A 26,027-nucleotide genomic window follows, 5' to 3' on the forward strand; every position below is an offset into this window, starting at 1 on the left:
TCGGTCGAGCGCCACCCATGGCCCCCGCCTCGTCATCGTCTCGAGCTGGGTGCACTCTCGCCGGTTTCGTGGCGAGGGCAACAGGTCGTCACCGGGCAGCGGCGATGCGGGTCGTGAGCTGGTGCGCGTGGGCGAGCAGCGTTCGGCCGAGCTCGGGGAGGCGGTCGGGGCCGAAGCGGAACTCCACGCCCGTGAGGCTCAGCGCCCACTGCGGGTGGCCCTCTCGCGTGAAGACCGCCGCGCCGATGCCGTAGGAGCCCTCGACGATGAGCCCGGGGTTGACGGCGTAGCCGCGCTCCTGGGTGTCGCGCAGGCGCGTGCGCAACCGCTGCTCGCTGTGGGCGGCGCCCCATTCGCGGGAGAGTTCGGGGTGGCGCTCGAAGTAGGCGTCCACATCGTGGGGCGGCAGGAACGACAGGATCGCGAGCCCTGCGGAGGCGACGCCGAGCGGGAACCGCACGCCCTCCGACAGCACGAACGAGCGGATCGGGAAGCTGCCCTCCTCGCGGAGCAGGCATACGGTCTCGTCGCCGCGGCGCACCGAGAGGAACGCGCTCTCTTCGGTGCGGACGGCGAGCGAGCGCACGATGTCGCGCGCGACGGAAGTGATGTCGTAGCGGGATGCTGCGACCGTGCCCATCAGGTACAGCTCGGGTCCGGGGATCCAGCGCCCGGTGCGCTCGTCCTGATCGACCAGGCCCTCGTGGCGCAGAGCGGTGAGGAGACGATGCGTCGTCGGGCGGGTGAGCTCAGCGCGGCGGGCGAGCTCGGCCACCGGCATCCCCTCTTCGCCACCCGAGGTGACCAGTCGCAGGAGCTGGGCCGCGCGGGCGATCGACTGGGCTCCGGGAACGGTGCGCTTGGCTGTGGTGTCCACGATATGGACGCTACGACCCGGTGTGGCCACATGGCAAGCGAGGAGGTGGCGGTGCGCGCCGCCAAGCCGGACGATGGAAGCCGAGCGACCGAATGCGAAGGAGCACAATGATCGACAAGACCTGGAGGTCGGCGGCCGAGGCCGTCGCCGACATCCCCGACGGGGCGTCTCTCGCAGTGGGAGGGTTCGGGCTCTCGGGTAACCCCATCGCGCTGATCGAGGCGCTGCTCGCGCAGGGCACGAGCGACCTCAGCGTCGTGAGCAACAACTGCGGCGTCGACGACTGGGGGCTCGGGATCCTCCTGAATGCCAAGCGCATCCGGAAGATGACCTCCTCGTACGTCGGTGAGAACAAGGAGTTCGAGCGGCAGTTCCTCTCGGGCGAGCTCGAGCTGGAGCTGACGCCGCAGGGCACCCTCGCCGAGAAGCTCCGCGCCGGCGGATCGGGCATCGCCGCGTTCTACACCCAGACCGGGGTCGGCACGCAGGTGGCGGAAGGCGGGCTTCCCCGCCGCTACGCCGCGGACGGCGGCATCGCGGTCGCGTCACCCGTCAAGGACGTGCGAAGCTTCGACGTCTCGGGCGCGCCTCGCGACTACGTGCTCGAAGAGGCGATCGTCACCGACTACGCCCTCGTGCACGCCTTGAAGGGCGACCGCCACGGCAACCTCGTCTTCAACAAGGCCGCGCGCAACTTCAACCCGCTCGCCGCGATGGCCGGGCGTGTGTGCATCGCCCAGGTCGAGGAGCTCGTCGAACCCGGCGAGCTCGAGGCCGACAGCATCCATCTCCCCGGCATCTATGTGCACCGCATCGTGGAGGTCGGATCCGACATCGACAAGCGCATCGAACGGCGCACGGTCTCGGTCGCACAGGCCGCCGCGCGCGAGATGCCGGAAGGAGCCTGACATGCCGCTCACCCGCAACGAGATGGCCGCCCGCGCGGCCGAGGAGCTCGCCGACGGCGCCTACGTCAACCTGGGCATCGGCCTGCCGACCCTGGTGCCGAACTTCGTGCCTGAGGGCGTGACCGTCGTGCTGCAGTCCGAGAACGGCATCCTCGGCGTCGGGCCCTACCCGACCGAGGAGAACGTCGACCCCGATCTCATCAATGCCGGCAAGGAGACGGTGACGACGCTGCCCGGAGCGGCGTTCTTCGACTCGGCGACGAGTTTCGGGATGATCCGCGGCGGCAAGATCGACGCCGCGATCCTCGGCGCGATGCAGGTGTCGGCGACGGGCGATCTGGCCAACTGGATGATCCCCGGAAAGATGGTGAAGGGGCCAGGCGGCGCGATGGACCTGGTGCACGGCGCCGCGAAGGTGATCGTGCTGATGGAGCACGTCGCCAAGGACGGCTCGGCGAAGATCGTGAACGAGTGCTCGCTGCCTCTCACCGGACGCGGCGTGGTCGACCGCATCATCACTGACCTGGCGGTCATCGACGTGACCGATGCCGGACTCGTGCTGGTGGAGACGGCCCCGGGCGTCACCGTGGAAGACGTCATCGCGGCCACCGAACCGGAGCTGACGGTCGCCGTCGGAGAGAGAATCGAAGCATGAACCACGACGACGTCGTCATCGTCGCCGCTGCGCGCACGCCGCAGGGGCGACTGAAGGGCCAGCTGGCTCCGCTCACGGCGGTGCAACTGGGCAGCGCCGCGATCAAGGGCGCTCTCGAAAGGGGCGGCATCCCCGCCGATGCTGTCGATGCTGTCCTCGTCGGCCAGGTGCTCGCGGCCGGAAGCGGGCAGAACCCCGCGCGTCAGGCGGCGGTCGGCGCCGGCATCGGGTGGGACGTCCACTCCAGCTCGGTCAACAAGGTGTGCCTCTCCGGCCTCACGGCCATCATCGACGGGGCACGCATGCTCGCGGTGGGAGACGCGACCGTCGTGGTCGCCGCCGGCATGGAGTCGATGACCCGCGCCCCGCACCTGCTCATGGGCTCGCGTGACGGCTGGGCCTACGGCTCGATCGAGGTGCTCGACCACATGGCGTTCGACGGGCTCACCGATGCCTACGACCGCGAGAGCATGGGCGCATCGACCGAACGACACAACGAGCGGCTCGAGGTGACGAGGCAAGCTCAGGATGCCGTCGCCGCGAGGTCGCATCAGCGCGCGGCCGCCGCGCAGGCCGAGGGTCTCTTCGACGCCGAGATCGTGCCGGTCGAGATCCCGCAGCGCAAGGGCGAGCCGGTGGTCGTGACGAAGGACGAGGGCGTGCGCCCCGAGACCACCGTCGAGACGCTCGCGGGCCTGCGTCCGGCGTTCGCGTCCGGCGGGTCGATCACGGCCGGCAACTCGTCGCAGATCTCCGACGGCGCGTCCGCGGTCGTGCTGACGACGCGCTCGCACGCCGACGAGAACGGCTGGAACGTGCTCGCGGTCGTCGGTGCGTCGGGCCAGGTGGCCGGCCCCGACAACTCGCTGCACTCGCAGCCCGCGCGTGCGATCGAGAAGGCGCTGGCCAAGCAGGGCCTCGCCGCGAGCGACCTCGACGTCGTCGAGATCAACGAGGCGTTCGGCGCCGTCGTCGTGCGCTCGCAGGCCGAGCTCGGCCTCTCGGACGACGTCGTCAACCCGCACGGCGGCGGTATCGCGATCGGACACCCGATCGGAGCATCCGGCAACCGCCTGGTCGTCCACGCGGTGCATGAGCTCGTCCGGCGAGGCGGTGGCACGGCGGCAGTGGCGCTGTGCGGGGGCGGAGGGCAGGGCGACGCGCTCATCCTCACACGCTGAGCAGGAATCGCGAGAGGGTGCATCCCGTCACGCTGGTCGGGGCTGGGATGCACCCTTTCGCGATCGCCCCGCGGGCGGGGATCAGGGCTGGAGGCGGCGCTTGAGGAGCTTCTTCTCCCGCCCGTGGACGGGTGAGTCGTTCGCGATGAGCTCGCCGCGCGAGGCTCGGCGGACGTCGACGATCGCGCCGATCGCGAGCGCGATGGAGATGCCCCAGCTGAGCCAGGCGAGCGCCATGCGCCACGTGAAGGGCTCGTTCTCGCGGAGGCCCCTCAACAACGTCAGCCCGCCGGTGATGGCAGTGAGGATGCCGGTGCCGAAGAGGTACTTGCGCATGGGGCAACGTTAGCGCGGCGTGCGCGTGCGCCGCGCCCTTGACATGGGCCCGCCCGGCGAGTCAAGGGGACCCGGGCCCGCGCCGGCGCGCTGTAGCCTGGGCGTGCCGAGTCCACGAAACCGTCAGGAGACCGCGTGACAGAGCCCGCCGCCCACACCGCCGAACTCGTCGTCGTCGCCAACCGTCTGCCCGTCGACCGCGTCGTGGACGGGGACGGCGAGCCGGGCTGGCGGCGCTCGCCCGGCGGCCTCGTGACCGCACTCGAGCCGATGATGCGCCGCACCGACGGCGCCTGGGTCGGCTGGCCGGGGCAGGCCGACATCGAGGTCGATCCGTTCGAGTTCGAGGGCACGTACCTGGTGCCCGTGGCGCTCAGCGCCGAAGACGTCGAGTTGTACTACGAGGGGATGTCGAACGACACCTTCTGGCCGCTCTACCACGACGTCATCGCCGAGCCCCGGTACCGCCGGGTGTGGTGGGACTCGTACGTGAAGGTGAACCGGCGCTTCGCCGAATCGGCCGCCGCGGTGGCTGCCGAGGGCGCGACGGTGTGGGTGCAGGACTATCAGCTCCAGCTCGTCCCGCAGATGCTCCGCGAGGCGCGCCCCGACCTGACGATCGGCTACTTCCACCACATTCCTTTCCCCGCATACGGCCTCTATTCGCAGTTGCCGTGGCGCAGGCAAGTGCTCGAAGGGCTGCTGGGCGCGGACGTCATCGGCTTCCAGCGGGTGGCGGATGCCGGCAACTTCGCCCGCGCGGTGCGCCGGCAGTTCCGCTACGAGACGAAAGCGTCCGGCATCACCGTCCCCAATCCCGACGGCACCACCCGCCGCGCGCTGGCGAAGGCCTTCCCCATCTCGATCGATGCCTCGTCGTACGTGGAGCTCGCTCAGCGCGACGACGTGAAGGCGCGCGCGAAGGAGATCCGGGAGAGCCTCGGGAATCCGAAGAAGATCCTGCTCGGCGTCGACCGGTTGGATTACACCAAGGGCATCCGTCACCGCATGAAGGCGTTCGGCGAGCTGCTGGAGGACGGTCGCATCACGGTCGAGGATGTGACGCTCGTGCAGGTCGCGAGTCCCAGCCGGGAGCGGGTGGCGGCCTACATGCAGCTGCGGGATGAGATCGAACTCACCGTGGGTCGCATCAACGGCGACCACGACACGATGGGCCACACGGCGATCCGGTACCTCCACCAGGCGTATCCGCGGGAGGAGATGGTGGCGCTGTTCATGGCTGCCGACGTCATGCTGGTCACCGCCCTCCGCGACGGAATGAACCTCGTGGCGAAGGAGTACGTCGCCGCGCGCATCGACAACCGGGGTGTGCTCGTGCTGAGCGAGTTCGCCGGCGCCGCCGACGAGCTCTCGAGCGCGGTGCGGATCAATCCACACGACATCGACGGCATGAAGGACGCCATCATGCGAGCCATCGAGATGCCTCCGGCCGAGCAGGGCCGTCGCATGCGGGCGTTGCGGAGGAAGGTGCTCGAGAACGACGTCGCGCGATGGTCGCAGTCGTTCCTCGACGCACTCGACGGGGCGCGCGAGCGCAACAGGTTCCCCGCGCTCAACAGAGCCGCGGGGGCCGGCGCATGACCGACGCCCCGCTCGCTGAAGGCGAGGCGATCGACAAGCTCGCAGCATCCGATCGTCTCCTCGTCGCCCTCGATTTCGACGGCACACTGTCACCGCTCGAGGACGAGCCGATGGATGCACGGATGCTGCCCGCCGCGCGCGAGGCCGTCGACGCGCTGGTCGCGACGCCGGACACCATCGTCGCGTTCGTGTCGGGGCGCAGCCTCGTGGATCTTCGCGTGATCGCCGAGCACGACGACACGTCGCGGGTGCTGCTGGCGGGATCGCACGGGGCCGAGTTCTGGATCCCGGGCGAGGGACTCGTGAGTCACGGCGAGGACGAGACGGATGTCGCGCTGCGCGACACGCTGCGAGGCCACGCCGAAGACGCGACGGCACACCTCGACGGAGTCTGGATCGAACCGAAGACCTTCGGGTTCGGCGTGCACACACGCCGTGCGACCGCCGAGGCGGCGGAGGAGGCGAATCGCCGCGTCGACGCGATCGTCGCCGGCGAGGCGCCCCACTGGCGCCGGCGCACCGGCCACAACATCGTCGAGTTCGCCTTCCGGCACGAGGGCAAGGACTCGGCGATCGCCGAGCTGCGCGAGCGCGTCGGCGCCACCGCCGTGCTGTTCGCCGGCGACGACGTCACCGACGAAGACGCGCTGGCCAGCCTCGGAGAGGATGACCTCGGCGTTCGCGTGGGGGAGGGGCCCACCTCCGCCACCGTGCGGGTCGCCGACATCGCGGCACTCGCAGTGCTTCTGCAGCAGCTCGCGGAGGCTCGGTCGCGGCGTCGCGCGTAGATCACCGTCGCGGGTGCGTCACTGGGAGCTGGCGGCTCCTGTCACGGGAATACACTGAGTCAATGGCCCAGCCCGATTCGCCCGCTGACAACTCCATCGACATCAAGCCCCGCAGTCGCGTCGTCACCGACGGCATCGAAGCAACGACCTCCCGCGGCATGCTCCGCGCGGTCGGCATGGGCGACGCGGACTGGGACAAGCCGCAGATCGGCATCGCCTCGAGCTGGAACGAGATCACCCCCTGCAACCTGAGCCTCGACCGGCTCGCGCAGGGCGCCAAGGAGGGCGTGCACGCGGGCGGCGGCTATCCGCTGCAGTTCGGCACCATCTCCGTCTCGGACGGCATCTCGATGGGCCACGAGGGCATGCACTTCTCGCTCGTCTCCCGCGAAGTCATCGCCGACTCCGTGGAGACCGTCATCATGGCCGAGCGCCTGGACGGCTCGGTGCTGCTCGCCGGCTGCGACAAGTCGATCCCCGGCATGCTCATGGCATCGGCGCGCCTCGACCTCTCGAGCGTCTTCCTCTACGCCGGCTCGATCGCGCCGGGCTGGGTCAAGCTCTCTGACGGCACCGAGAAGGACGTCACCATCATCGACTCGTTCGAGGCCGTCGGCGCGTGCCTCGCGGGCAAGATGAGCGAGGCCGACCTCAAGCGCATCGAGTGCGCGATCGCCCCGGGCGAGGGTGCGTGCGGCGGCATGTACACCGCCAACACGATGGCCTCCGTCGCCGAGGCGCTCGGCCTCAGCCTCCCCGGCTCGGCCGCGCCGCCGTCGGCCGACCGCCGCCGCGACTACTTCGCGCACCGCTCAGGCGAGGCGGTCGTGAACCTCCTCCGCCAGGGCATCACGACGCGCGACATCCTCACCAAGGAGGCGTTCGAGAATGCGATCGCGCTGGCGATGGCTCTGGGCGGCTCGACCAATGTCGTGCTGCACCTGCTCGCGATCGCCCGCGAGGCCGATGTCGACCTGAGCCTGCACGACTTCAACCGCATCGGCGACAAGGTGCCGCACGTGGCCGACATGAAGCCGTTCGGCAAGTACGTCATGAACGACGTCGACCGCCACGGCGGCATCCCGGTGATCATGAAGGCGATGCTCGACGAGGGCCTGCTCCACGGCGACGCGCTCACCGTCACCGGCAAGACGCTGGCCGAGAATCTCGCGGACCTGAACCCCGACCCCGTCGACGGCACGGTCATCCACTCCTTCGACGACCCGATCCACGCCAAGGGCGGCATCACGATCCTGCACGGCTCCATCGCCCCCGAGGGTGCCGTCGTGAAGTCCGCCGGCTTCGACGCCGACGTGTTCGAAGGACCTGCGCGCGTGTTCGAGCGCGAGCGCGCCGCGATGGACGCCCTCGAGGCCGGCGAGATCGCCGCCGGGGACGTCGTCGTGATCCGCTACGAAGGTCCCAAGGGCGGCCCGGGCATGCGAGAGATGCTCGCGATCACCGCGGCCATCAAGGGCGCTGGGCTCGGAAAAGATGTACTACTCTTGACGGACGGCAGATTCTCAGGCGGCACAACCGGCCTGTGCATCGGCCACATAGCACCCGAAGCGGTGGACGCAGGTCCCATCGCCTTCGTGCGCGATGGTGATCTGATACGGGTCGATATCGCGGCTCGCACTCTCGACCTACTCGTCGACGAGGCTGAGCTTGACTCCCGCCGCTCTGGCTGGGAGCCGCTTCCCCCGCGCTATACCCGTGGCGTCCTTGCCAAGTACTCCCGACTCGTGCGCTCCGCTGCGGAGGGCGCGACCACCGGTTGAGCCTGGCTTCCGACATCCGCCTCCGACCCATTTCAGAGGAAATCACCATGTCAGCCGACACCGCCGCGGCCGTTCCCCGGCCGCCAGCCCGCACCGCCTCGACGCCCGTGCTCACGGGCGCGGAAGCGGTCGTCCGTTCTCTCGATCTGCTCGGGGTGACCGACGTCTTCGGTCTCCCGGGCGGCGCGATCATGCCCGTCTACGACCCGCTCATGGACGACGAGTCCGTGCGTCACATCCTCGTCCGCCACGAGCAGGGCGCCGGCCACGCGGCCGAAGGCTATGCCGCCGCATCGGGTCGTGTCGGCGTCGCGATCGCGACGTCGGGCCCCGGCGCGACGAACCTCGTCACCGCGATCGCCGACGCGTACATGGACTCCGTGCCGATCGTCTGCATCACCGGCCAGGTCTTCTCCACCCTCATGGGAACGGATGCCTTCCAGGAGGCCGACATCGTCGGCATCACGATGCCGATCACCAAGCACTCGTTCCTGGTGAAGCGCGCGGAAGACATCCCGGGTGCCATCGCGGCCGCGTTCGAGATCGCCGCGACCGGTCGTCCCGGTCCCGTGCTCGTGGACATCACGAAGGACGCCCAGCAGGCCGAGGCGCCGTTCGTCTGGCCGCCGAACATCGACCTCCCGGGCTACCGGCCGGTCACGAAGGCGCACGGCAAGCAGATCCAGGCTGCGGCTCAGCTGATCGCCGACGCCAAGAAGCCGGTGCTGTACGTCGGCGGCGGCGTGATCCGCGCCCGGGCCTCCGAGGAGCTCCGTTCGCTCGCCGAGACGACGGGCGCGCCCCTCGTGACCACGCTGATGGCTCGCGGTGCGTTCCCGGACTCACACCCGCAGCACCTCGGCATGCCCGGCATGCACGGCACGGTGCCGGCGGTGCTCGCGCTGCAGGAGGCCGACCTCATCGTCGCCCTCGGGGCCCGCTTCGACGACCGTGTCACCGGCAAGGCGGCCCTGTTCGCGCCCCACGCGAAGGTCGTGCACGTCGACATCGATCCCGCCGAGATCTCGAAGATCCGCACCGCCGACGTGCCGATCGTGGGCGACCTCAAGGACGTGCTCGTCGACCTCGACGTGGCGTTCCGCGCGGTCAGCGGCGGCACCGCGCCCGACATCACCGAGTGGTGGTCGTTCCTCGACGGGCTGCGCGACGAGTTCCCGCTCGGCTACACCCAGCCCACAGACGGCCACATGTCACCGCAGTACGTGATCCAGCGCATCGGCGAGCTCACCGGCCCCGAGGGCGTCTACGCCGCCGGCGTGGGCCAGCACCAGATGTGGGCGGCGCAGTTCATCAAGTACGAGCGTCCGAACGCGTGGCTCAACTCGGGCGGCGCCGGCACGATGGGCTACTCGGTTCCTGCGGCGATGGGCGCCAAGGTCGCCGAGCCCGATCGCGTCGTGTGGGCTATCGACGGCGACGGCTGCTTCCAGATGACCAACCAGGAGCTCGCCACCTGCGCGATCAACAACATCCCGATCAAGGTCGCGATCATCAACAACTCGTCCCTGGGCATGGTGCGCCAGTGGCAGACGCTGTTCTACGACGGTCGTCACTCGAACACCGACCTCAACACCGGCCACGGCACGGTGCGCATCCCCGACTTCGTGAAGCTGGCGGAGGCGTACGGCTGCCTCGCGATCCGCGTCGAGAAGGAAGAGGACGTGGATGCCGCGATCCAGACGGCGCTCGAGACGAACGACCGCCCGGTGGTCATCGACTTCGTCGTGAGCGCCGACGCGATGGTGTGGCCGATGGTGCCGCAGGGCGTGAGCAACAGCTTCGTCCAGTACGCGCGGGATCACTCGCCCGCCTTCGACGAGCAGGAGGACTGAGACATGACGAGTCACGTGCTGAGCCTCCTCGTGGAGGACAAGCCCGGTCTGCTGACGCGCGTCGCGGGCCTGTTCGCCCGGCGCGGCTTCAACATCGAGTCGCTCGCGGTGGGCGTCACCGAGGTGCCCGGGCTCTCGCGCATCACGGTGGTCGTGGACGTCGACGAGCTTCCGCTCGAGCAGGTCACCAAGCAGCTCAACAAGCTCATCAACGTCATCAAGATCGTCGAGCTCGACCCCGCAGCATCCGTCCAGCGCGAGCACATGCTCGTGAAGGTGCGCGCCGACAACCAGACCCGTTCGAATGTGCTCGAGGTCGTGAACCTCTTCCGCGGCCAGATCGTGGACTACGCGCCCGACGCGCTCGTGGTCGAGGTCACCGGCGACAAGGGCAAGGTCGACGCGTTCCTGCGCGCGCTCGAGCCCTTCGGCATCAAGGAGCTGGCGCAGTCCGGCCTCGTCGCCATCGGCCGCGGCGGCAAGAGCATCACCGAGCGCGTGCTGCGCGGCTGAGCCGTGCAGCATCCGACACTTTCCAGAACCGATCAATCAAGGAGAAACACGAAGATGGCTGAGATCTTCTACGACGCCGATGCCGACCTGAGCATCATCCAGGGCAAGAAGGTGGCGATCGTGGGCTACGGCTCGCAGGGTCACGCGCACGCCCAGAACCTTCGCGACTCGGGTGTCGAGGTCGTCATCGCGCTCAAGGACGGCTCGAAGTCGATCGAGAAGGCGCAGGACGAGGGCTTCGACGTCAAGTCGGTGGCCGACGCGGCCGAGTGGGCCGACGTCATCATGATCCTCGCGCCGGACCAGCACCAGCGCGGGATCTTCAACGACAGCATCAAGGACAAGCTGACCCCGGGCAAGACCCTCGCGTTCGCGCACGGCTTCAACATCCGCTTCGGCTACATCGAGGCGCCCGAGGGTGTCGACGTGATCCTGGTCGCCCCCAAGGCCCCGGGCCACACGGTGCGCCGCGAGTACGTCGCGGGCCGCGGCATCCCCGACATCATCGCGGTCGAGCGCGACGCCTCCGGCAACGCATGGGCGACCGCCCTGTCGTACGCGAAGGCCATCGGCGGCACCCGCGCCGGCGTGATCAAGACGACCTTCACCGAGGAGACCGAGACCGACCTGTTCGGCGAGCAGGCCGTCCTCTGCGGCGGTGTGTCGCAGCTCGTCCAGTACGGGTTCGAGACCCTGACCGAGGCGGGCTACCAGCCGCAGATCGCCTACTTCGAGGTGCTGCACGAGCTGAAGCTCATCGTCGACCTCATGTGGGAGGGCGGCATCGCCAAGCAGCGCTGGTCGGTCTCCGACACCGCCGAGTACGGCGACTACGTCTCGGGCCCCCGCGTCATCGACCCGCACGTCAAGGAGAACATGCAGGCCGTGCTCGCCGACATCCAGTCGGGCGCGTTCGCCAAGCGCTTCATCGACGACCAGGACAACGGCGCCGTCGAGTTCCTCGAGCTCCGCGAGAAGGCAGCCGCCCACCCGATCGAGTCGGTCGGCAAGGACCTGCGCTCGCTCTTCGCGTGGAAGCAGCAGGACGCGGACTACGTCGAGGGCTCGGCCGCGCGCTGAGCCTCGATTCACCGAAGGCCCGGCTCCCCTCACGGGGGCCGGGCCTTCGGCGTTCGCGGTCGACTGAGGCCTCGGAATGAGGAGACATCCGATGTTTATGGAAGGATGGAGCCGACCAGCGACGGAAGGCGAGTGGGGCGAGTATGCGACAGCAGTGGTTCGACGAGGCGCGATTCGGGATGTTCGTGCACTTCGGCCTGTACAGCGGTGCAGCACGGCACGAGTGGGTGCAGAACTACGAGTTCCTCACCGACGAGGACTACCTCCCGTACTTCGAGAACTTCGACCCCGACCTGTTCGACGCGCGGGCGCTCGCCCGGCGGGCGAAGGAGACGGGCATGGGCTACGTGGTGCTCACGACGAAGCACCACGACGGCTTCGCGCTATGGGGCACGGCGGTCAGCGACTTCAACGCGGTCGAGGCGTGCGGCAGGGACCTCGTGAGGGAGTATGTCGATGCGCTCCGCGCCGAAGGGCTCAGGGTGGGCCTCTACCATTCGCTCATCGACTGGCATCACCCCGACTTCACGGTCGACTGGAACCACCCGCGTCGGGCCGACGAGGACGTCGCCGCCCTCAACGAGGGTCGCGACATGGCGCGCTACCGCGAGTTCCTGCACGCCCAGGTGCGCGAGCTGCTGACCGACTACGGACAGATCGACTATCTCTTCTTCGACTTCACCTACCCCGAGTCGATGGACGGGCTGGCAGGCAAGGGCCCCGAGGACTGGGACGCCGTGGCGCTGCTGGCGATGTGCCGCGAACTGCAGCCCGAGATGCTCGTCAACGACCGGCTCGGCATCCCGGGGGACTTCGTCACCCCCGAGCAGTACCAGCCCACCGCGCCGCTGACGGTCGACGGCGTGCCGCAGGTGTGGGAGGCCTGTCAGACCATGAACGGCTCGTGGGGGTATCACCGCGACAACACCGAGCAGAAGCCGGCGACGCTCCTCGTCCAGATGCTCGCCGACTCGGTGTCGATGGACGGCAACATGCTGCTCAACATCGGCCCGGACGGGCGCGGCGCGATCGCCCCGCGTGACGAGCGCACCCTGTCGGAGATCGGGGAGTGGATGCGGCTGCACCGAGGTGCGATCGTCGACGCCGGTCATGCGGCATTCGAGCCGCCGCGTGAGGGCGTGTACACCCGTCGCGGCCGGAAGCTCTACCTGCACCTGCTGTCGTGGCCGCTGGGCTTCGTCCACCTTCCCGGTCTCGCCGGTGATGTCAAGTACGCGCGATTGCTCAACGACGGCTCCTGGCTTCGCACGTCGGCGGCGGATCCCGGTCAGAAGGCCGTCAACATGACACCGGCGGGCGAGGCGGAGGGAACGCTCACGGTACACCTTCCCGTTGCCCGGCCGGACGTGCTCGTGCCCGTGATCGAACTCACGCTCAGCGAAGGCTGACGCTCAGGCGGTGGGCAGCTCGAGGTTGTCGAGCGCCCACCGCGCAGCGCCGTAGAGAATGGCGTCGGCGCGCGTCCGCGCGGCTTCGATACGCAGCTGCTGGGTCGCCAGCGGGTGGCATGCCTCGTACACGCGGCTGCGCACCGCGGCGATGAACGGCTCGGACGCGCTCATGCTGCCCGTCAGGAACACCGCGTGCGGGTTGAAGAAGTTCACGACGCCCGACAGCGCCTGACCGAGGTGCGTGCCCGCCGTGCGGACGATCGTGGTCGCCTCCGGCTCCGCGTCGCGGGCCAGCGCCAGCACATCGGCGGTGGTCTCGACATCCGTCCGCCCGCGCTCGCGCATCTGCCGCACGAGGCTCGCGCCGCTGGCCACGGTCTCGAGGCAGCCGGTGTTCCCGCAGGAGCACGGGATGTCGCCGCTGCCGTCTATGCGCGTGTGCGTGATGTCGCCTGCCGCGCCCGTGGCCCCTCGGTGGATGTGGCCGTCCACGATGATGCCGCTGCCGATGGCGGTGCCTGCCTTGACGGTGATGCTGTGGCCGTTCGCGCCGAACTGCGCGCGGTGTTCGCCGAGCGCCGCGAGGTTGGCATCGTTGTCGACGGCGACAGGCACGCCGTAACGACGCCGCACGTATTCGGTGACACGGAAGCCTGGCCACCCGGGCATGCGCGAAGGCTGCGTGACGGTGCCGCGGTCGATGTCGACCGGACCGGGAAGACTGATGCCGATCGCGTGGATCGTGGTGTCGCGCGCGAGTTCGTCGAAGACCTCGCACACGGCGTCGAGCGTCGCCTCGGGGCCGTCGGCGAGGGTGACCGGGATGGAACGCGTCTCGCGCAGCTCGCCGCTGAGCGAGTGCGCGCCGACGCGGGCGTGGCCGCCGCCGAGGTCGACCGTCAGCACGACGCCGGAGCCCTCGTCGATCCCGAGCAGTCGCGGACGTCGACCGCCGCGTGACGCGCCGTCGCCGCGCTCGGTCACGAGCCCGGCGTCGATCAGCGACTGCACCCTCAGGCTGACGGTCGACGGCGCGAGGCCGAGCGCCGCGGCGAGCTCGCTGCGCGAGCTCGCGTGCCCGCGCGCGATCAGATCGATGATCCGCCGGGACAGGTCCTCGTCGGCGGAAGAACGGTCGGTGTCGGGGGTCATGGTCCCTCTCGCGGGTGGTGGTCTGGTCGTGTTTCCGAGATGTGACGAAGTATCACACGTCGATAAACATCCGATGTTCGGGTTGCGTCACCGATCGAAACCTGCGAGGGTGACTTGCGACACAAGAGTACAAGGTTGGTTCGGACATCGAAATAACCTTGTGGGAACTGGCTGCCATAGGAGGCATTCGATGAAGAAGTTGCGCGTCGGCGCGGTGGCCGCAGCCACCGGTGTAGCGGTGGTCCTGACGGGGTGTGCGAGCGGTTCGGGCGGAGAGAGCTCCACCGGCGGCAAGCCCACGATCGTCGTCGACATGTGGGCGGGCAGCGAGGCCGACACGACGGCGCTGGAGAAGCAGGTCGCGATCGCACAGGAGGAGAACCCCGATGTGACGATCAAGCTCCAGACCGCGCCGTGGAACGACTTCTTCACGAAGCTCACCACCAACATGGCCAGCGGGAACATGGCGTGCGTCACCGGCATGAGCGGCGCGCAGCTGGGTGGGTTCACCGACGGATTCCGCGAGCTGACGGCGCAAGACCTCGAGACGGCGGGCCTCGACTTCGCCGACTTCAACCCGGGCGCCGAGGGGATCCTCAGCTTCGAGGGCGGGCTGTACGGCGTTCCCTTCGACGTCGCGACGATGCTCGTGTACTACAACCAGGACATGCTCACCGCGACCGGTGCGGCCACGCCCGAGATCGGCTGGACCTTCGACGACTTCGAGGACATCGCGACGGCGGCGACCGCCGACGGCAAGTACGGCTTCGGTATGGGCATGGGCGGCTACCAGTGGATGTCGATGCCCATCGCCCTGTCGGGCAAGCAGCCGGCGTCCGAGGACGGCACTCTCCACATCGACGACCCCGACTTCGTCGACGCAGCGTCGTGGTACTCGGGTCTCGTCACCGATCTCGGTGTCGCGGCGCCGGTCGCGTCGGCGTCGGACACGGGCTGGGGCGAGAACCAGTACACCGGCGGCAACGCCGCGATGGCGGTCGACGGCACGTGGAACGCGGTGAGCTACCTCAACAACGAGTCGGGCTTCGCGGCCGGCATGGCGCCGCTCCCGACGGGCGAGCACGGCAACTCGGGACCGATCCTCGGCTCGGGCTACGGCATCTCGAAGACGTGCGACGACCCCGAGGCCGCGCTCAAGGTCATGGGCTCGCTCCTCGGCAAGGACGCGCAGGACTACATCGCCTCGTCGGGCCGCTCGTACCCGGCGCGCACCGAGTCGCAGCCGCTGTACTTCGACTCCATCGACGAGGAGTACCGCGACCAGGTCCAGACGGTCTTCGAGTCCGCCTTCGCCACCACCGTCCCGCTGTACATGACGAAGAACTGGGAGAAGCTCGACAGCTACATCCAGCCGAACCTCGTCAGCGTCTACAACGGCCAGATGGAGATGTCGGACCTGCTGGAGAGCGCCCAGGCGCAGTTCGGCAACTGACCGGGTTCGTCCTCGAACCCTCGCACGTGAGCAAGAGAGCAGAGCAATGACGACCACGACGACACGTCGCGGGTCGCTCGCCAGGGCCGAGGCCCGCCAGGCGCTGGGCTTCGCAAGCCCGGCCCTGGTGGGGCTCGCCCTGTTCACGATCGTGCCCGTCGGGCTCTCGATCGTGATGAGCGTCTACGACTGGCCGACGTTCGGCGACCGCACCTTCAACGGCGTCGAGAACTACGCCAAGCTGTTCACCAGCAGCCCGGACTTCTGGCCGGCGCTGCGCAACTCGGCGGTGTACACGCTGCTGTACGTGCCGCTCAGCATCGCCCTCTCGCTCGCCCTGGCGATCGGGCTCGGGCCGCGCATCCGCGGCCGCGGAGCCCTCCGCGTGCTCTTCTTCATCCCGGTCGTCGTGCCGATGGTGGCCAACGTCCTGGTGTGGAAGATGATGCTGCAGCCGCAGGGCCTGTTCAACGGGCTGGCGCAGAGCTGGTTCGGCATCACGCTGCCGAACTTCCTCGCCGATCCCTCGTGGGCGATGATCATGGTGGTCGCGATGAGTGTGTGGCAGGGACTCGGCTACAACATGCTGATCTTCTCCGCGGCGCTCGAGCAGCTTCCCGAGAGCGTCCTCGAGGCGGCCAGCATCGACGGCGCCCGGGGCTTCCGTCTCATCTGGAGCGTCATGATCCCGATGATCTCGCCGTCGATCTTCTTCGCGACGATCATGACGATGATCACCGCCCTCCAGGTGTTCGCGCAGCCGCAGCTGCTGACCGGCGGCGGCCCGGGCAACGCGACGAAACCGCTCGTCATGTTCATCTGGGAGCAGGGCTTCACCTTCGGCGACCTGGGACTCGCCGCAGCTGCGGCGTGGATCCTGTTCGCGATCATCATCCTCATCACAGGCATGCAGTTCGCCGCACAGCGGAAGTGGGTGCACTATGAGCACTGACACCGGGACCGGAACCGAGACCGACAAGGAAGCGTCGGCGATCGAGCAGACGCTTCTGATGACCTCCGAGGACGAGTTCGTCGAGGCGCCCCCGGCGCGCCGCCGCACCGCCGCCCGCACCCCCGGCGAGCGCATCCGCCTGGTTCTCGCGCACATGTGCATCTACCTCGCGGCGCTCATCTTCGTCGCGCCCCTCGTCTACGCCTTCTTCTCGGCGCTCAAGCCCAACGAGGAGATCTTCTCGATGCCGCCCACGCTGGTCGGCTCGCAGATCAAGTGGGGCAACTTCGCGGAGGTCTTCGCCTACGGGCCGTTCCTCACCTATATCGGCAACTCGCTGTTCGTGGCGGTCGCCGGCACCCTGGTCGTGCTCATCGTCTCGACGACGGCGGGCTACGCGTTCGGGCGCCTGCGCTGGAGAGGCCGAGACGCGGTCTTCGTGCTGTTCCTGGCCACCCTCATGGTGCCGGCCGAGGTGCTCGTCATCCCGATGTTCCAGGTGATGCAGTGGTTCGGATGGGTCAACACCTATCAGGCGCTCATCTTCCCGTTCGCCTTCACGGCGTTCGGAACCTTCCTCATGCGTCAGTTCTTCCGAGGCATCCCGTTCGAGCTCGAGGAGGCTGCCCGGGTGGACGGCTCGGGTCCGGTGCGCACGTTCCTCCAGATCATCCTTCCGCTGTCCAAGTCGGCGGTGGCGGTGCTCGCGGTGTTCACCTTCCTGTCGTTCTGGAACAGCTACCTCTGGCCGCTCATCGTGACGGTCGACTACGCGACACTGGGCACGCTGCCCGTGGGCCTCGCCAGCTTCTCGGGTCTCACCGGCACGCGCTGGGACCTGCAGATGGCCGCCGCGATCATCTCGATGATCCCCACCACGATCCTCGTGATCGTCCTGCAGAAGCACCTGGTGAAGGGCATCGCGATGGCCGGGCTGGGCGGCCGATGAGCGGGTGCGCAGAGGCCCCCGCGGTCGTCGCCGGCATCGACATCGGGGGCACGAAGACCTCCGGCGCCCTCGTCGCCGCTGACGGCACGGTGCTGGCGCGGGCGACGCGCGACACCCCCGCCCGCACCGGCGGCGCCGCGATGGCCGAGACGGCGGCGCTTCTGGTCGAGGAGCTCGCCGACGACGCGGGCGTATGCCCCGATGCGGTAGGCGTCGGTGCGGCGGGGGTCGTCGACCCGCGCAGCGGTGCGATTCGCGCGGCATCGGACATGTTCGTCGACTGGGCGGGATTCCCGCTCGGCGAGCACCTCGGCGACCGGCTCGACGTCGAGGTGCGGGTCGAGAACGACGTCAACGCCTTCCTCCTCGGCGAGACCGCGTGGGGCTCGGGGCGGGGCAGCGACGTGCTGGGCGTGATGCTCGGCACCGGCGTCGGCGGAGCACTCGTGCTCGACGGCACCCTGCGCCACGGTCCCTACGGCGCCGCCGGCGAGATCGGCCATACTCCGGGCTACGGCGATCTGGTCTGCACCTGCGGTCGCACCGGCCATCTCGAGACCCTGGCGTCGGGCACCTCGATCGCACGCCGCTATGCGGCCGCGACCGGCGAAGCCGTCGTATCCGCGCGGGTCGTGGCCGACCGGGCGCGAACCGGCGACCCCGTCGCGAAGACCGTGTTCGACGTCGCGGGGAGGGCGGTCGCCCTCGCGTGCATCTCCGCCGCAACCCTCGTCGACGTGCCGCTCGCGGTGGTCGGGGGCGGGGTGGCGTCCGCATGGGACCTGCTCGCTCCTGCCGTCGCGGCCACGCTCCTGACCGATCCGCCGGTGTCGGGCGCTCCCTTGCGCATCGTGCCCGGCACGCTGCGCGGTGACGCGGTCGTGCTCGGCGCCGCGGCGCTGGTGGCGGCATCCGATCGTTCCATCCCCTCCGAACCGTTCGCAGAAGGTGAGCTCCTCCGTGACGTCGCGTCCTGACCACGACCAGATCTGGAAGGGCCCGCTGGGCCCGCTCCACCCGGCGGGGCTCACCCGCCCGCGCATCGGCATCGGCGGCATCTCGATCGAGTCGAGCACGTTCTCACCGCACATCTCGGGTGACGAGGCGTTCACGATCCGCACCGGCGACGAGCTGCTCGCGTACTACCCCTTCCTCGCCGAGGGGGAGGAGCTGCGGGATGCTGCGGCCTGGGTCCCTCTCACGCACGGGCGCTCCCTTCCCGGTGGGGCGGTCGACCCGCAGACCTATCTGCGCATGAAGCAGGCGATCGTCGAGGGGATCCGTAGGGAAGGCCCGTTCGACGCGTTCTTCTTCGACATCCACGGAGCGATGAGCGTCGTGGGCATGGACGACGCCGAGGGCGACCTCGCGACCGCGGTACGCGAGGCGCTCGGTCCCGACACCCTCGTGTCGACGTCGATGGATCTGCACGGCAACGTGTCGGACGCCCTCTTCGACGCCGTCGACCTCATCACCTGTTACCGGATGGCCCCGCACGAGGACTGGATGAACACGAAGCAGCGCGCGGTGCACAATCTGCTCGAGCGGCTGCGCGGCGCCTCGGGCGCCGACCCGGACGCGCGCCGCCCCTACAAGGCGTGGGTGCGCGTTCCGGTGCTGCTGCCCGGCGAGAAGACGAGTACGCGGCTCGAGCCGGCGAAGGGGCTGTACGGCGCGATCCCGGATGTCGAGGACCTCGAGGGCGTCGTCGACGCCGCCGTGTGGGTCGGGTACGCGTGGGCCGACGAGCCCCGGTGCCACGCCACGGTCATCGTGACCGGCGACGACCCGGCGGTGATCGCGCGTGAAGCTGAGCGACTCGGACAGCGGTATTGGGGCGCGCGCGCGGACTTCGTCTTCGCGGGTCCGACCGCGAGCCTCGACGAGGCGCTCGATCTGGCTCTGGCGGACGACGCGCCGCGGCCCTACGTGATCTCGGATTCCGGCGACAACCCGACTGCGGGCGGCGCCGGAGACGTCTCGTGGACCCTCGGTCGGCTGCTCGAACGGGGCGACCTCGACGATGCGTCGCGCACGGTGCTCGCGGCATCCGTCTTCGATCCGGAGGCGGTGCGCGCCGCCGAGGCGGCGGGGATCGGCGCCACGGTCACGGTGCACGTGGGCGGGCGTGTCGATCCCGGTCCGCGCGGGCCCGTCGAGGTCGCCGGCGAGATCGTCTCGATCACCGGCGGCGACCCGGTCGCGGGCACGCAGGTCGTGGTGCGCCGCGGCGCCGTGCACGCGATCGTGACGGAGCGTCGCAAGCCCTTCCACCACCTCGACGATTTCCGGCTGCTGGGACTCGACCCCGAGACGGCCGACATCGTGATCGTGAAGATCGGCTACCTCGAGCCCGAGCTCTACGATCTCGCCGCGGGGTGGACGCTCGCACTCACACCCGGCGGCGTCGACCAGGATCTGCTGCGCCTCGGCCACTCGCGGCTGCGCCCCGGAACCTACCCGTTCGCCACGACCGACCACGAGCCCGACCTCTCGGCACTCGTCACCCGACGCCGCGGCACGGAGGCACGCGCATGAACTTCGAGACCCGCACCGGACCCGACCTCGGCCACGCGGCGCCCGAGTACCCCGATACTCCGGTCCCCGAGTGGTACCGCGACGCGAAGCTCGGGTTCTTCGTGCACTGGGGTCTGTACTCCGTGCCTGCATGGGCGCCGGCCCACCCTCCCGGGGGAGTGCCCACCGAGGACGCCTATGCCCACCACCAGTACGCCGAGTGGTACGCCAACACGGTGCGCATCGCGGGCAGCCCGACGTGGCGGCGCCACCAGGAGCTGTACGGCACCGGCACGAGCTACGAGGACCTCGCGGACCAGTGGAATCCGGGCGGGTTCGACGCTGACACCTTCGTTGGCGCCCTCGTCGACGCGGGCGCCCGCTACGTCGTCCCCACGACGAAGCACCACGACGGGTTCTGCCTGTGGGACACCGCGACGACGACGTTCAGCGCGGCCCGCCGCGGCCCGCGCCGGGACCTGATCGCCGAACTCCACGACGCGACGCGCCGCGCGGGCACGCGGTTCGGCGTCTACTTCTCGGGCGCGCTGGACTGGCACGTCAGCGACTACCCGCCGATCGAATCCGACACCGACCTCTTCCGGTTCCGCCGTGCGGACGAGTGGTTCTCGCGGTATGCCGCGGCCCAGCTCGACGAGCTCGTCGACCGCTTCCGCCCCGACCTGCTCTGGAACGACATCGAGTGGCCGGACGGCGGCAAGGGACAGCAGGACTACGCGGTCGCCGCGCTGCTGCGCCGCTACCTCGCCGTCGTGCCGGACGGCGCAGTGAACGACCGCTGGGGCGTGCCTCGGCACGGGTTCCTCACACGCGAGTACACCCACGTCGCCGACATCGTCGCGGAGCCCTGGGAGTCGACGCGCGGACTCGGGTACTCCTTCGGCTACAACCAGGCGGAGGACGCGAGTCACTCGCTGTCGGGCGACGCCCTCATCCGGCTCCTCGCCGATGTCGTGAGCAAGAACGGCAACCTCCTGATCAACGTCGGCCCGCGCGCCGACGGATCGATCCCCGAGCTGCAGGAAAGCGCCATGCGGGAGCTCGGCACGTGGCTCCGCCGCGACGGCGACGCGATCTACGCCACGCGTCCGTGGGTGCGCGCCGACGAGGAGAACGGCGCGCCGCGCGCGTACACCGCTGCCGAGGGTGTGGTGAACGTGATCGCCCTCGACCCCGCAGCGGGGGAGTTCGATCTTCCCGAGGAGCTCGCGGGCCGGCCGGCCCGCTGGGCGGACGGCACCGAGGCGGCGCTTGAGCGCGGGCCCGACGGTCGCGTGCACGCGATGGTCCCCGACGCCTTCCGGACCGAGCCGGCGGTCGCCCTCCGGGTCGGGCCGTGATCCGCACGGTCGTCGAGATCGCCGTACAGGACGCCGCGGGCGCCCGTGCGGCGATCGACGCCGGAGCCGATCGACTCGAGCTCTGCCAGGCGCTCGTCGTCGGCGGTCTCACCCCGTCGATCGGGTCGATCGAGGCCGTGTGCGACGCGGTCGGCGCCGAGAAGGTGAACGTGCTGGTGCGTCCCCGGGGTGGCGGCTTCGTGTACGACGCCGACGAGGTCGCGGTCGTCTCGGCCGACATCCGCGCGTGTGTCGCGCGGGGGGTGGGCGGGGTCGTGGTCGGCGCGCTCGACGCGGACGGCCGCGCCGACCGCGAGGCGCTTCGCCGGTGGACGGATGCCGCAGGCCCGGCGACGCTCGTCTTCCACCGTGCGATCGACGCGTCGCCACGCAGCGCCGAGGTGTTCGAGACCCTCCTGGTCGAGGGCGTCGGCCGGGTGCTGACGTCCGGAGGCGCGGCGCGCAGCATCCAGGGGATCGACCGCCTCGAGGCGTACGCCCGCCTCGCCGGGCCGGACCTCGAGGTGACGGCGGGCGGAGGAGTGGCGCCGGCGGACATCCGTCACCTCGTCCACGCCGGCGTGGACGCCGTGCACCTCTCGGCGCGCCGACGCGCGGGGCTCGGCGCGCCCGCGGGGCCCGGCGGCGGTACGGACGGGCACGACGTGACCGATCCAGGGATCGTGGCGGAAGCGGTGGTGGCCGCCCGGGGCTGAGCACCGCTGCTGGTCGGAGCGATTGCTGAGAGTTTCCTCATCCGCGGACTCTTGTCGGCGCGCACGCGAGCGTGGTTCGATCCTCGCCATGGGAGAAAACATGCCTGATCGCGCATCCGACCACGACCTCGGGACCACGGCGGAGAACCCGCCCCACTCGGGTCTGAGTCGACGCAACTTCCTCGTCGGCGTCTCCGCGGCGAGCGTGCTCGCCGCGGCCGGCTGGGTGCAGTCGCCGCAGGCGTTGGCCGCACCCGGGGGGAAGTCCGTGACCATCACCGTCATGGGCACATCCGACATCCACGCCAACGCGCTCAACTGGGACTACTACAAGGACGCCGCCTACAGCGACAGCGCGGGCAACACGATCGGGCTCGCCCGCGTGTCGAGCCTGGTGAACCAGATCCGCGCCGATCGCGGGCGCGGCCGGACGCTGCTGTTCGACGCCGGCGACACGATCCAGGGGTCACCGCTGGGCTTCTACTACGCGACCGTCGATCCGGTCACCGCGTCGGGCGCGGTGCACCCGATGGCGGCCGCGTTCAACGCGATCGGCTACGACGCGGTGGCGCTCGGCAACCACGAGTTCAACTACGGCCTCGACTTCCTCGGCAACTGGATCTCACAGCTGGATGCCCCCGCCCTGGCCGCGAACGCCGTGCACGCAGGCACGACCGACCCGGCGTTCCGGCCGTATGTCGTCAAGAAGATGCACATCCCCGGCTACAAGCCGATCCGCGTGGGCGTGCTCGGCCTCACCAACCCCGGCGTCGTCATCTGGGACAAGGCGAACGTGAGCGGCCGCATCGAGGTGCTGGACGTCGTCGAGACGGCAGCCCGCTGGGTGCCGGTCATGCGCGCGGAAGGCGTCGACGTCGTCGTGGTGAGCGTCCACGCCGGCGACAGCGGCCTGTCGTCGTACGGCAGCGACATCCCGGTCGAGAACGCGTCGGCGCTGCTCGCGGAGCAGGTGCCCGGCATCGATGCGATCCTCTTCGGCCACGCCCACCAGGACGTCCCGCAGCGGTTCGTGACGAACAACGTCACCGGCAAGCAGGTGGTGATGAGCGAGCCGAAGAACTGGGGCCAGCGACTCAGCGTGTTCGACCTCACGCTGACGATGGAGCGCGGCAAGTGGGTCGTCACGGGAGCGAAGTCGCTCACGTGCAACACCAACACGGTCGCCGACGACCCCGCGCTCGTGCAGGTCGTGAAAGCGCAGCACGAAGCCGTCGTGGCGTACGTCAACACTCCGGTCGCGACGTCGACGGAGGTGCTCTCCGCCGCCGAGTCGTGCTGGAAGGACACCGCGATCCTCGACTACGTCCACCACGTGCAGATCGACACCGTGTCGAAGGCGATCGTCGGCACCCCCGAGGCATCCCTGCCGATCATCTCGCTCGCGGCGCCGTTCAACCGCGCCGCGACGTTCCCGGCCGGGCAGGTCACGATCAAGGACGTCGCGGGGCTGTACATCTACGACAACACGCTGCTCGGGTCGGTGATCACGGGCGCCCAGATCAAGGACTACCTCGAGTACTCGGCCAAGTACTTCCAGCAGGTCCCACCCGACGCTCCGGTCGCGCCTGCGACCTGGACCAATGCGCTCGGCACCCCCGACTACAACTTCGACCAGTTCTCGGGCGTCACATATGACATCGACATCTCGCAGCCGCAGGGTTCGCGCATCGTGAACCTCGCTTTCGGCGGCGCGCCGGTCGCGGCGGACCAGCGGTTCGTCGTGGCGATCAACAACTACCGGCAGTCAGGTGGCGGCGGGTTCCCGCACGTCGCAACGGCGCCCGTGGTCTACAACGCGCAGGTCGCGATCCGCGAGGCGATCGTCGCGTACGCCTCCGCCACCGGGGTGATCGACCCCGCCGACTTCCACGTCGAGAACTGGCGGCTGGTCCGCGCCGGCACGCCGGTGTTCTGACGCCCGACGCCGGGGCCCGGCAACCTCCGGAGTGCCGGGGTTTCACCGTGCCCTCGGGGTCTCCCCGTCAGGACGTCAGCGCGGATCGGATGCCGCGGTCCGCAAGCCGGTCTCAGTCGGTGGCGGCGGCTGAGACCAGCGCGGTGCACGTCTTCACCTGCTCCTCGCCCGGGAAGTATGTCGACCATTCGTCCGCGGTGAGCTCTCGCCCGGCCAGCGCGCACGCCTGAGTCGCCTGCTGCCTGGCGCGCAGATCCCAGATCCGGATGCCGCTCGGCAGAGCCTCCATCAGAGTCTGGCCGTCCGCCGTGAGGAACCCGCCGGAGATGCGGGTCGCGTCTGCACGGCCGTCGAGAGGGGCTGCGAGGGCCACGTTTCCCGCCAGATCGTAGAGCGTGAGCGTGTTGTTGTATCCGACGTTCAGCAGCGTGCGACCGTCGGCGCTGACCCCGATCCGATTGCCGCCTCCCGCCGCTCGGGGGAGGGCCACCAGCGGCTCGAGTGTGCGAAGGTCGTAGATCCGCGCGTCGTCTACCGCGACGCCGATCATGCGGTCATCGTCGACGGCGAGGCTTCCTTCCAGACCGAAGAGACCGCGTGCGAGGAGCTCGCCGGTCGTGAAGTCGAAGACGCCGGTCTCGGAGGCTGCTCGCTCCTCATTCCACCAGGTGATCACCGCCAGCGTGGAGTCGGGCGTCTCGCTCACCGATGTCACCGTCGCGAAGCGGCCCTCTGGAGGCGTGACGATGGGTCCGAGGGCCCGGCCCGTCGAAGGATCGAAGGCGACGACGCCCTCGGGCCACGCGGCGAAGGCGGGAGTCGCCCAGCCGCCCGGGAAGAGGGTCACCGAGTCCGGCAGGTCCGGTATGCGCAGCGGGATCTCTTCTTCCGTCGACACGCGCTCGAGCGTCGGCCGTCCCCACCGGGGCTCATACCGGGCGAACAGGGGACCCGGCTCGTACTCGGCGAAGCGCGCGACCACACCGCTGCCGAGCGGGATGATCCGCGCCGACTCCTTCCCGACGGGGACGTCGCGGTCGATATCCCACAGCTGCATCGAACCGCCGCCCGACGGCTGGGTGACGACGAGAGAGCCTCCCGCCTCGGGTCCTTCGAGAAGTTCGCGTCCTTTCGCGACGACGTCCGCTCCCGCGCCGCCGCCGTCGATCCGCCAGCGCAGCCAGACCGCGGGGACCGTGGGGAACGCGAGCAGCGACTCGTCGTCGATGGTGTCGAAGAACGCCTTGCGGTTGTACTGGAGCGGTGCCCCCGCCCCTGTCGGCTCGCCGGTGTCGAGATCGAGCAGCGACAGCCCTCCGTAGGATCCGCACGCGATCGTGTCGGCGGACGCAAGGTGCAGAGCCACGCAGGTCGCGGTCGCGTCCCCGTAGCGACGCCACGCCACGGTGCCGTCGGGGGCGATGCGGACAGTGCCGTCCCACCCCGCGGCCACGAGGCCACCCCGGCCGTCGGTGATGAGCGCCTCGCTGGATCGGTCGTCGTCGAAGGGTATCGTGCGCGTGAGCGCGAGCGAGTGCTGGTCGTACATCCGGATCTCGTGGCCGGCGCCGACGGCGACGAGGCGATCGTCGATCACGGCCGGGGCTGCGTAGAACTGCACCTGATTCAGGGGTTGCTGCGCGGAGGATGCCCAGCCGCTCGAGGCCCGCACCACACCCGATGTCGCGTCGACCGAGATCAGGTCGGCCGTGTTCGCGTCGGCCATGAAGAAGTTCCGGCTCGCCGCATCCCATGCCGCGCCAGTGGTCAGTATTGCGTGAACGACGTCGATTTCGGGCCGAGATCCTCCTGTCGCGAGATCGATCACCGACAGGTGCGTCCAGCAGCACGTATCGTCGGCCGGCGGGTCGGGATGGACGAACACGCTGATCGCCGCGACGGATCCATCCGGGCTCACCGAGACGCTGCGCTCCGATGCGCCCTCGGCCGCCGGCAGAGCGGTGTCCAGCACGCGCAGGGACTCGCCGGTCGCGACATCCACGAT

22 protein-coding genes are annotated in these 26,027 nt (G+C 69.6%); 18 read left to right on the plus strand and 4 right to left on the minus strand.

Annotated elements, in window-relative coordinates; translation table 11 throughout:
- Positions 1-88: 88 nt before the first annotated feature.
- Positions 89-877 carry an IclR family transcriptional regulator gene (locus J2Y46_RS12080; protein ID WP_310242588.1) on the minus strand — a complete coding sequence of 263 codons (789 nt, stop codon included), beginning with the start codon at positions 875-877 and terminating at the stop codon, positions 89-91.
- Between the two features lie 107 nt (positions 878-984).
- On the opposite strand from J2Y46_RS12080, the gene J2Y46_RS12085 reads away from it, so the two are divergent.
- From J2Y46_RS12085 to J2Y46_RS12095, 3 genes are read left to right on the plus strand one after another with little or no spacing between them, the layout of a single operon-like run.
- Positions 985-1,785, plus strand: coding sequence for a CoA transferase subunit A (locus J2Y46_RS12085; protein WP_310242590.1), 801 nt, complete (start codon positions 985-987; stop codon positions 1,783-1,785).
- A 1-nt stretch (position 1,786) separates the two neighbouring features.
- Positions 1,787-2,440 carry a CoA transferase subunit B gene (locus tag J2Y46_RS12090; protein ID WP_211255885.1) on the plus strand — a complete coding sequence of 218 codons (654 nt, stop codon included), beginning with the start codon at positions 1,787-1,789 and terminating at the stop codon, positions 2,438-2,440.
- Positions 2,437-3,621, plus strand: a complete 1,185-nt coding sequence (locus J2Y46_RS12095) for an acetyl-CoA C-acetyltransferase (protein ID WP_310242592.1) — start codon at positions 2,437-2,439, stop codon at positions 3,619-3,621. The genes J2Y46_RS12090 and J2Y46_RS12095 overlap by 4 nt, the downstream gene beginning before the upstream one ends.
- Before the next feature lie 81 nt (positions 3,622-3,702).
- Here the strand turns inward: J2Y46_RS12095 and J2Y46_RS12100 are convergent, their stop codons facing one another.
- Positions 3,703-3,957 carry a hypothetical protein gene (locus J2Y46_RS12100; protein ID WP_310242594.1) on the minus strand — a complete coding sequence of 85 codons (255 nt, stop codon included), beginning with the start codon at positions 3,955-3,957 and terminating at the stop codon, positions 3,703-3,705.
- A 135-nt stretch (positions 3,958-4,092) separates the two neighbouring features.
- On the opposite strand from J2Y46_RS12100, the gene J2Y46_RS12105 reads away from it, so the two are divergent.
- The 7 genes from J2Y46_RS12105 to J2Y46_RS12135 all read left to right on the plus strand — a co-directional run bounded on the left by J2Y46_RS12105 (position 4,093) and on the right by J2Y46_RS12135 (position 12,983).
- Entirely contained in the window at positions 4,093-5,559 is a 1,467-nt protein-coding gene (locus tag J2Y46_RS12105) for a trehalose-6-phosphate synthase (RefSeq protein ID WP_310242596.1), read from the plus strand.
- A complete protein-coding gene (otsB, locus tag J2Y46_RS12110) occupies positions 5,556-6,347 on the plus strand; it encodes a trehalose-phosphatase (RefSeq protein WP_310242598.1) in 792 nt (263 codons plus the stop codon). Before J2Y46_RS12105 ends, otsB begins: the two co-directional genes overlap by 4 nt.
- Positions 6,348-6,409: 62 nt before the next feature.
- The gene (gene ilvD / locus J2Y46_RS12115; protein ID WP_045297963.1) at positions 6,410-8,128 is read left to right on the plus strand and encodes a dihydroxy-acid dehydratase; all 1,719 of its coding nucleotides are present in this window, start codon (positions 6,410-6,412) and stop codon (positions 8,126-8,128) included.
- Between the two features lie 47 nt (positions 8,129-8,175).
- Positions 8,176-9,981, plus strand: coding sequence for an acetolactate synthase large subunit (locus J2Y46_RS12120; RefSeq protein WP_310242600.1), 1,806 nt, complete (start codon positions 8,176-8,178; stop codon positions 9,979-9,981).
- Positions 9,982-9,984: 3 nt separating this feature from the next.
- Positions 9,985-10,494, plus strand: coding sequence for an acetolactate synthase small subunit (ilvN, locus tag J2Y46_RS12125; protein ID WP_045297961.1), 510 nt, complete (start codon positions 9,985-9,987; stop codon positions 10,492-10,494).
- 3 nt (positions 10,495-10,497) lie between these two features.
- Positions 10,498-11,574: a ketol-acid reductoisomerase gene (gene ilvC / locus J2Y46_RS12130; RefSeq protein ID WP_396653181.1), complete on the plus strand. Its 1,077-nt coding sequence runs from the start codon at positions 10,498-10,500 to the stop codon at positions 11,572-11,574.
- 143 nt (positions 11,575-11,717) lie between these two features.
- Positions 11,718-12,983 (plus strand): alpha-L-fucosidase, encoded by a 1,266-nt coding sequence (locus tag J2Y46_RS12135; RefSeq protein WP_310242607.1) that lies wholly within the window; start codon positions 11,718-11,720, stop codon positions 12,981-12,983.
- 3 nt (positions 12,984-12,986) lie between these two features.
- On the opposite strand, the gene J2Y46_RS12140 is transcribed toward J2Y46_RS12135, so the two are convergent.
- A complete protein-coding gene (locus J2Y46_RS12140; protein WP_310242608.1) occupies positions 12,987-14,138 on the minus strand; it encodes an ROK family transcriptional regulator in 1,152 nt (383 codons plus the stop codon).
- Positions 14,139-14,328: 190 nt separating this feature from the next.
- On the opposite strand from J2Y46_RS12140, the gene J2Y46_RS12145 reads away from it, so the two are divergent.
- The 8 genes from J2Y46_RS12145 (at position 14,329) to J2Y46_RS12180 (ending at position 24,022) form a co-directional block, all read left to right on the plus strand.
- The gene (locus J2Y46_RS12145) at positions 14,329-15,591 is read left to right on the plus strand and encodes a sugar ABC transporter substrate-binding protein (RefSeq protein WP_310242610.1); all 1,263 of its coding nucleotides are present in this window, start codon (positions 14,329-14,331) and stop codon (positions 15,589-15,591) included.
- Positions 15,592-15,637: 46 nt separating this feature from the next.
- On the plus strand, positions 15,638-16,543 hold the full coding sequence (locus tag J2Y46_RS12150) for a carbohydrate ABC transporter permease (protein ID WP_045297957.1): 906 nt from the start codon (positions 15,638-15,640) through the stop codon (positions 16,541-16,543).
- On the plus strand, positions 16,533-17,492 hold the full coding sequence (locus J2Y46_RS12155) for a carbohydrate ABC transporter permease (RefSeq protein WP_310242611.1): 960 nt from the start codon (positions 16,533-16,535) through the stop codon (positions 17,490-17,492). Before J2Y46_RS12150 ends, J2Y46_RS12155 begins: the two co-directional genes overlap by 11 nt.
- Positions 17,489-18,469 carry an ROK family protein gene (locus J2Y46_RS12160; RefSeq protein WP_310242613.1) on the plus strand — a complete coding sequence of 327 codons (981 nt, stop codon included), beginning with the start codon at positions 17,489-17,491 and terminating at the stop codon, positions 18,467-18,469. Before J2Y46_RS12155 ends, J2Y46_RS12160 begins: the two co-directional genes overlap by 4 nt.
- Entirely contained in the window at positions 18,453-20,030 is a 1,578-nt protein-coding gene (locus J2Y46_RS12165) for a M81 family metallopeptidase (RefSeq protein WP_310242615.1), read from the plus strand. Before J2Y46_RS12160 ends, J2Y46_RS12165 begins: the two co-directional genes overlap by 17 nt.
- On the plus strand, positions 20,027-21,370 hold the full coding sequence (locus J2Y46_RS12170; RefSeq protein ID WP_310242617.1) for an alpha-L-fucosidase: 1,344 nt from the start codon (positions 20,027-20,029) through the stop codon (positions 21,368-21,370). Before J2Y46_RS12165 ends, J2Y46_RS12170 begins: the two co-directional genes overlap by 4 nt.
- The gene (locus J2Y46_RS12175) at positions 21,367-22,086 is read left to right on the plus strand and encodes a copper homeostasis protein CutC (protein ID WP_310242618.1); all 720 of its coding nucleotides are present in this window, start codon (positions 21,367-21,369) and stop codon (positions 22,084-22,086) included. The genes J2Y46_RS12170 and J2Y46_RS12175 overlap by 4 nt, the downstream gene beginning before the upstream one ends.
- Positions 22,087-22,186: 100 nt before the next feature.
- Entirely contained in the window at positions 22,187-24,022 is a 1,836-nt protein-coding gene (locus tag J2Y46_RS12180) for a 5'-nucleotidase C-terminal domain-containing protein (RefSeq protein WP_310242619.1), read from the plus strand.
- 112 nt (positions 24,023-24,134) lie between these two features.
- Here the strand turns inward: J2Y46_RS12180 and J2Y46_RS12185 are convergent, their stop codons facing one another.
- Positions 24,135-26,024: a hypothetical protein gene (locus tag J2Y46_RS12185; protein WP_310242622.1), complete on the minus strand. Its 1,890-nt coding sequence runs from the start codon at positions 26,022-26,024 to the stop codon at positions 24,135-24,137.
- Positions 26,025-26,027 lie beyond the last annotated feature (3 nt).

The organism is Microbacterium sp. BE35 (genome assembly GCF_031457705.1).
Taxonomy (GTDB): domain Bacteria; phylum Actinomycetota; class Actinomycetes; order Actinomycetales; family Microbacteriaceae; genus Microbacterium; species Microbacterium trichothecenolyticum.

Coding starts and splice junctions, on each gene's coding strand:
- J2Y46_RS12085 (WP_310242590.1), top strand. CDS start 985: ATGATCGACAAGACCTGGAGGTCGGCGGCCGAGGCCGTCGCCGACATC.
- J2Y46_RS12090 (WP_211255885.1), top strand. CDS start 1,787: ATGCCGCTCACCCGCAACGAGATGGCCGCCCGCGCGGCCGAGGAGCTC.
- J2Y46_RS12095 (WP_310242592.1), top strand. CDS start 2,437: ATGAACCACGACGACGTCGTCATCGTCGCCGCTGCGCGCACGCCGCAG.
- J2Y46_RS12100 (WP_310242594.1), bottom strand. CDS start 3,957: ATGCGCAAGTACCTCTTCGGCACCGGCATCCTCACTGCCATCACCGGC.
- otsB (WP_310242598.1), top strand. CDS start 5,556: ATGACCGACGCCCCGCTCGCTGAAGGCGAGGCGATCGACAAGCTCGCA.
- ilvD (WP_045297963.1), top strand. CDS start 6,410: ATGGCCCAGCCCGATTCGCCCGCTGACAACTCCATCGACATCAAGCCC.
- J2Y46_RS12120 (WP_310242600.1), top strand. CDS start 8,176: ATGTCAGCCGACACCGCCGCGGCCGTTCCCCGGCCGCCAGCCCGCACC.
- ilvN (WP_045297961.1), top strand. CDS start 9,985: ATGACGAGTCACGTGCTGAGCCTCCTCGTGGAGGACAAGCCCGGTCTG.
- J2Y46_RS12135 (WP_310242607.1), top strand. CDS start 11,718: ATGCGACAGCAGTGGTTCGACGAGGCGCGATTCGGGATGTTCGTGCAC.
- J2Y46_RS12140 (WP_310242608.1), bottom strand. CDS start 14,138: ATGACCCCCGACACCGACCGTTCTTCCGCCGACGAGGACCTGTCCCGG.
- J2Y46_RS12145 (WP_310242610.1), top strand. CDS start 14,329: ATGAAGAAGTTGCGCGTCGGCGCGGTGGCCGCAGCCACCGGTGTAGCG.
- J2Y46_RS12150 (WP_045297957.1), top strand. CDS start 15,638: ATGACGACCACGACGACACGTCGCGGGTCGCTCGCCAGGGCCGAGGCC.
- J2Y46_RS12155 (WP_310242611.1), top strand. CDS start 16,533: ATGAGCACTGACACCGGGACCGGAACCGAGACCGACAAGGAAGCGTCG.
- J2Y46_RS12160 (WP_310242613.1), top strand. CDS start 17,489: ATGAGCGGGTGCGCAGAGGCCCCCGCGGTCGTCGCCGGCATCGACATC.
- J2Y46_RS12170 (WP_310242617.1), top strand. CDS start 20,027: ATGAACTTCGAGACCCGCACCGGACCCGACCTCGGCCACGCGGCGCCC.
- J2Y46_RS12180 (WP_310242619.1), top strand. CDS start 22,187: ATGCCTGATCGCGCATCCGACCACGACCTCGGGACCACGGCGGAGAAC.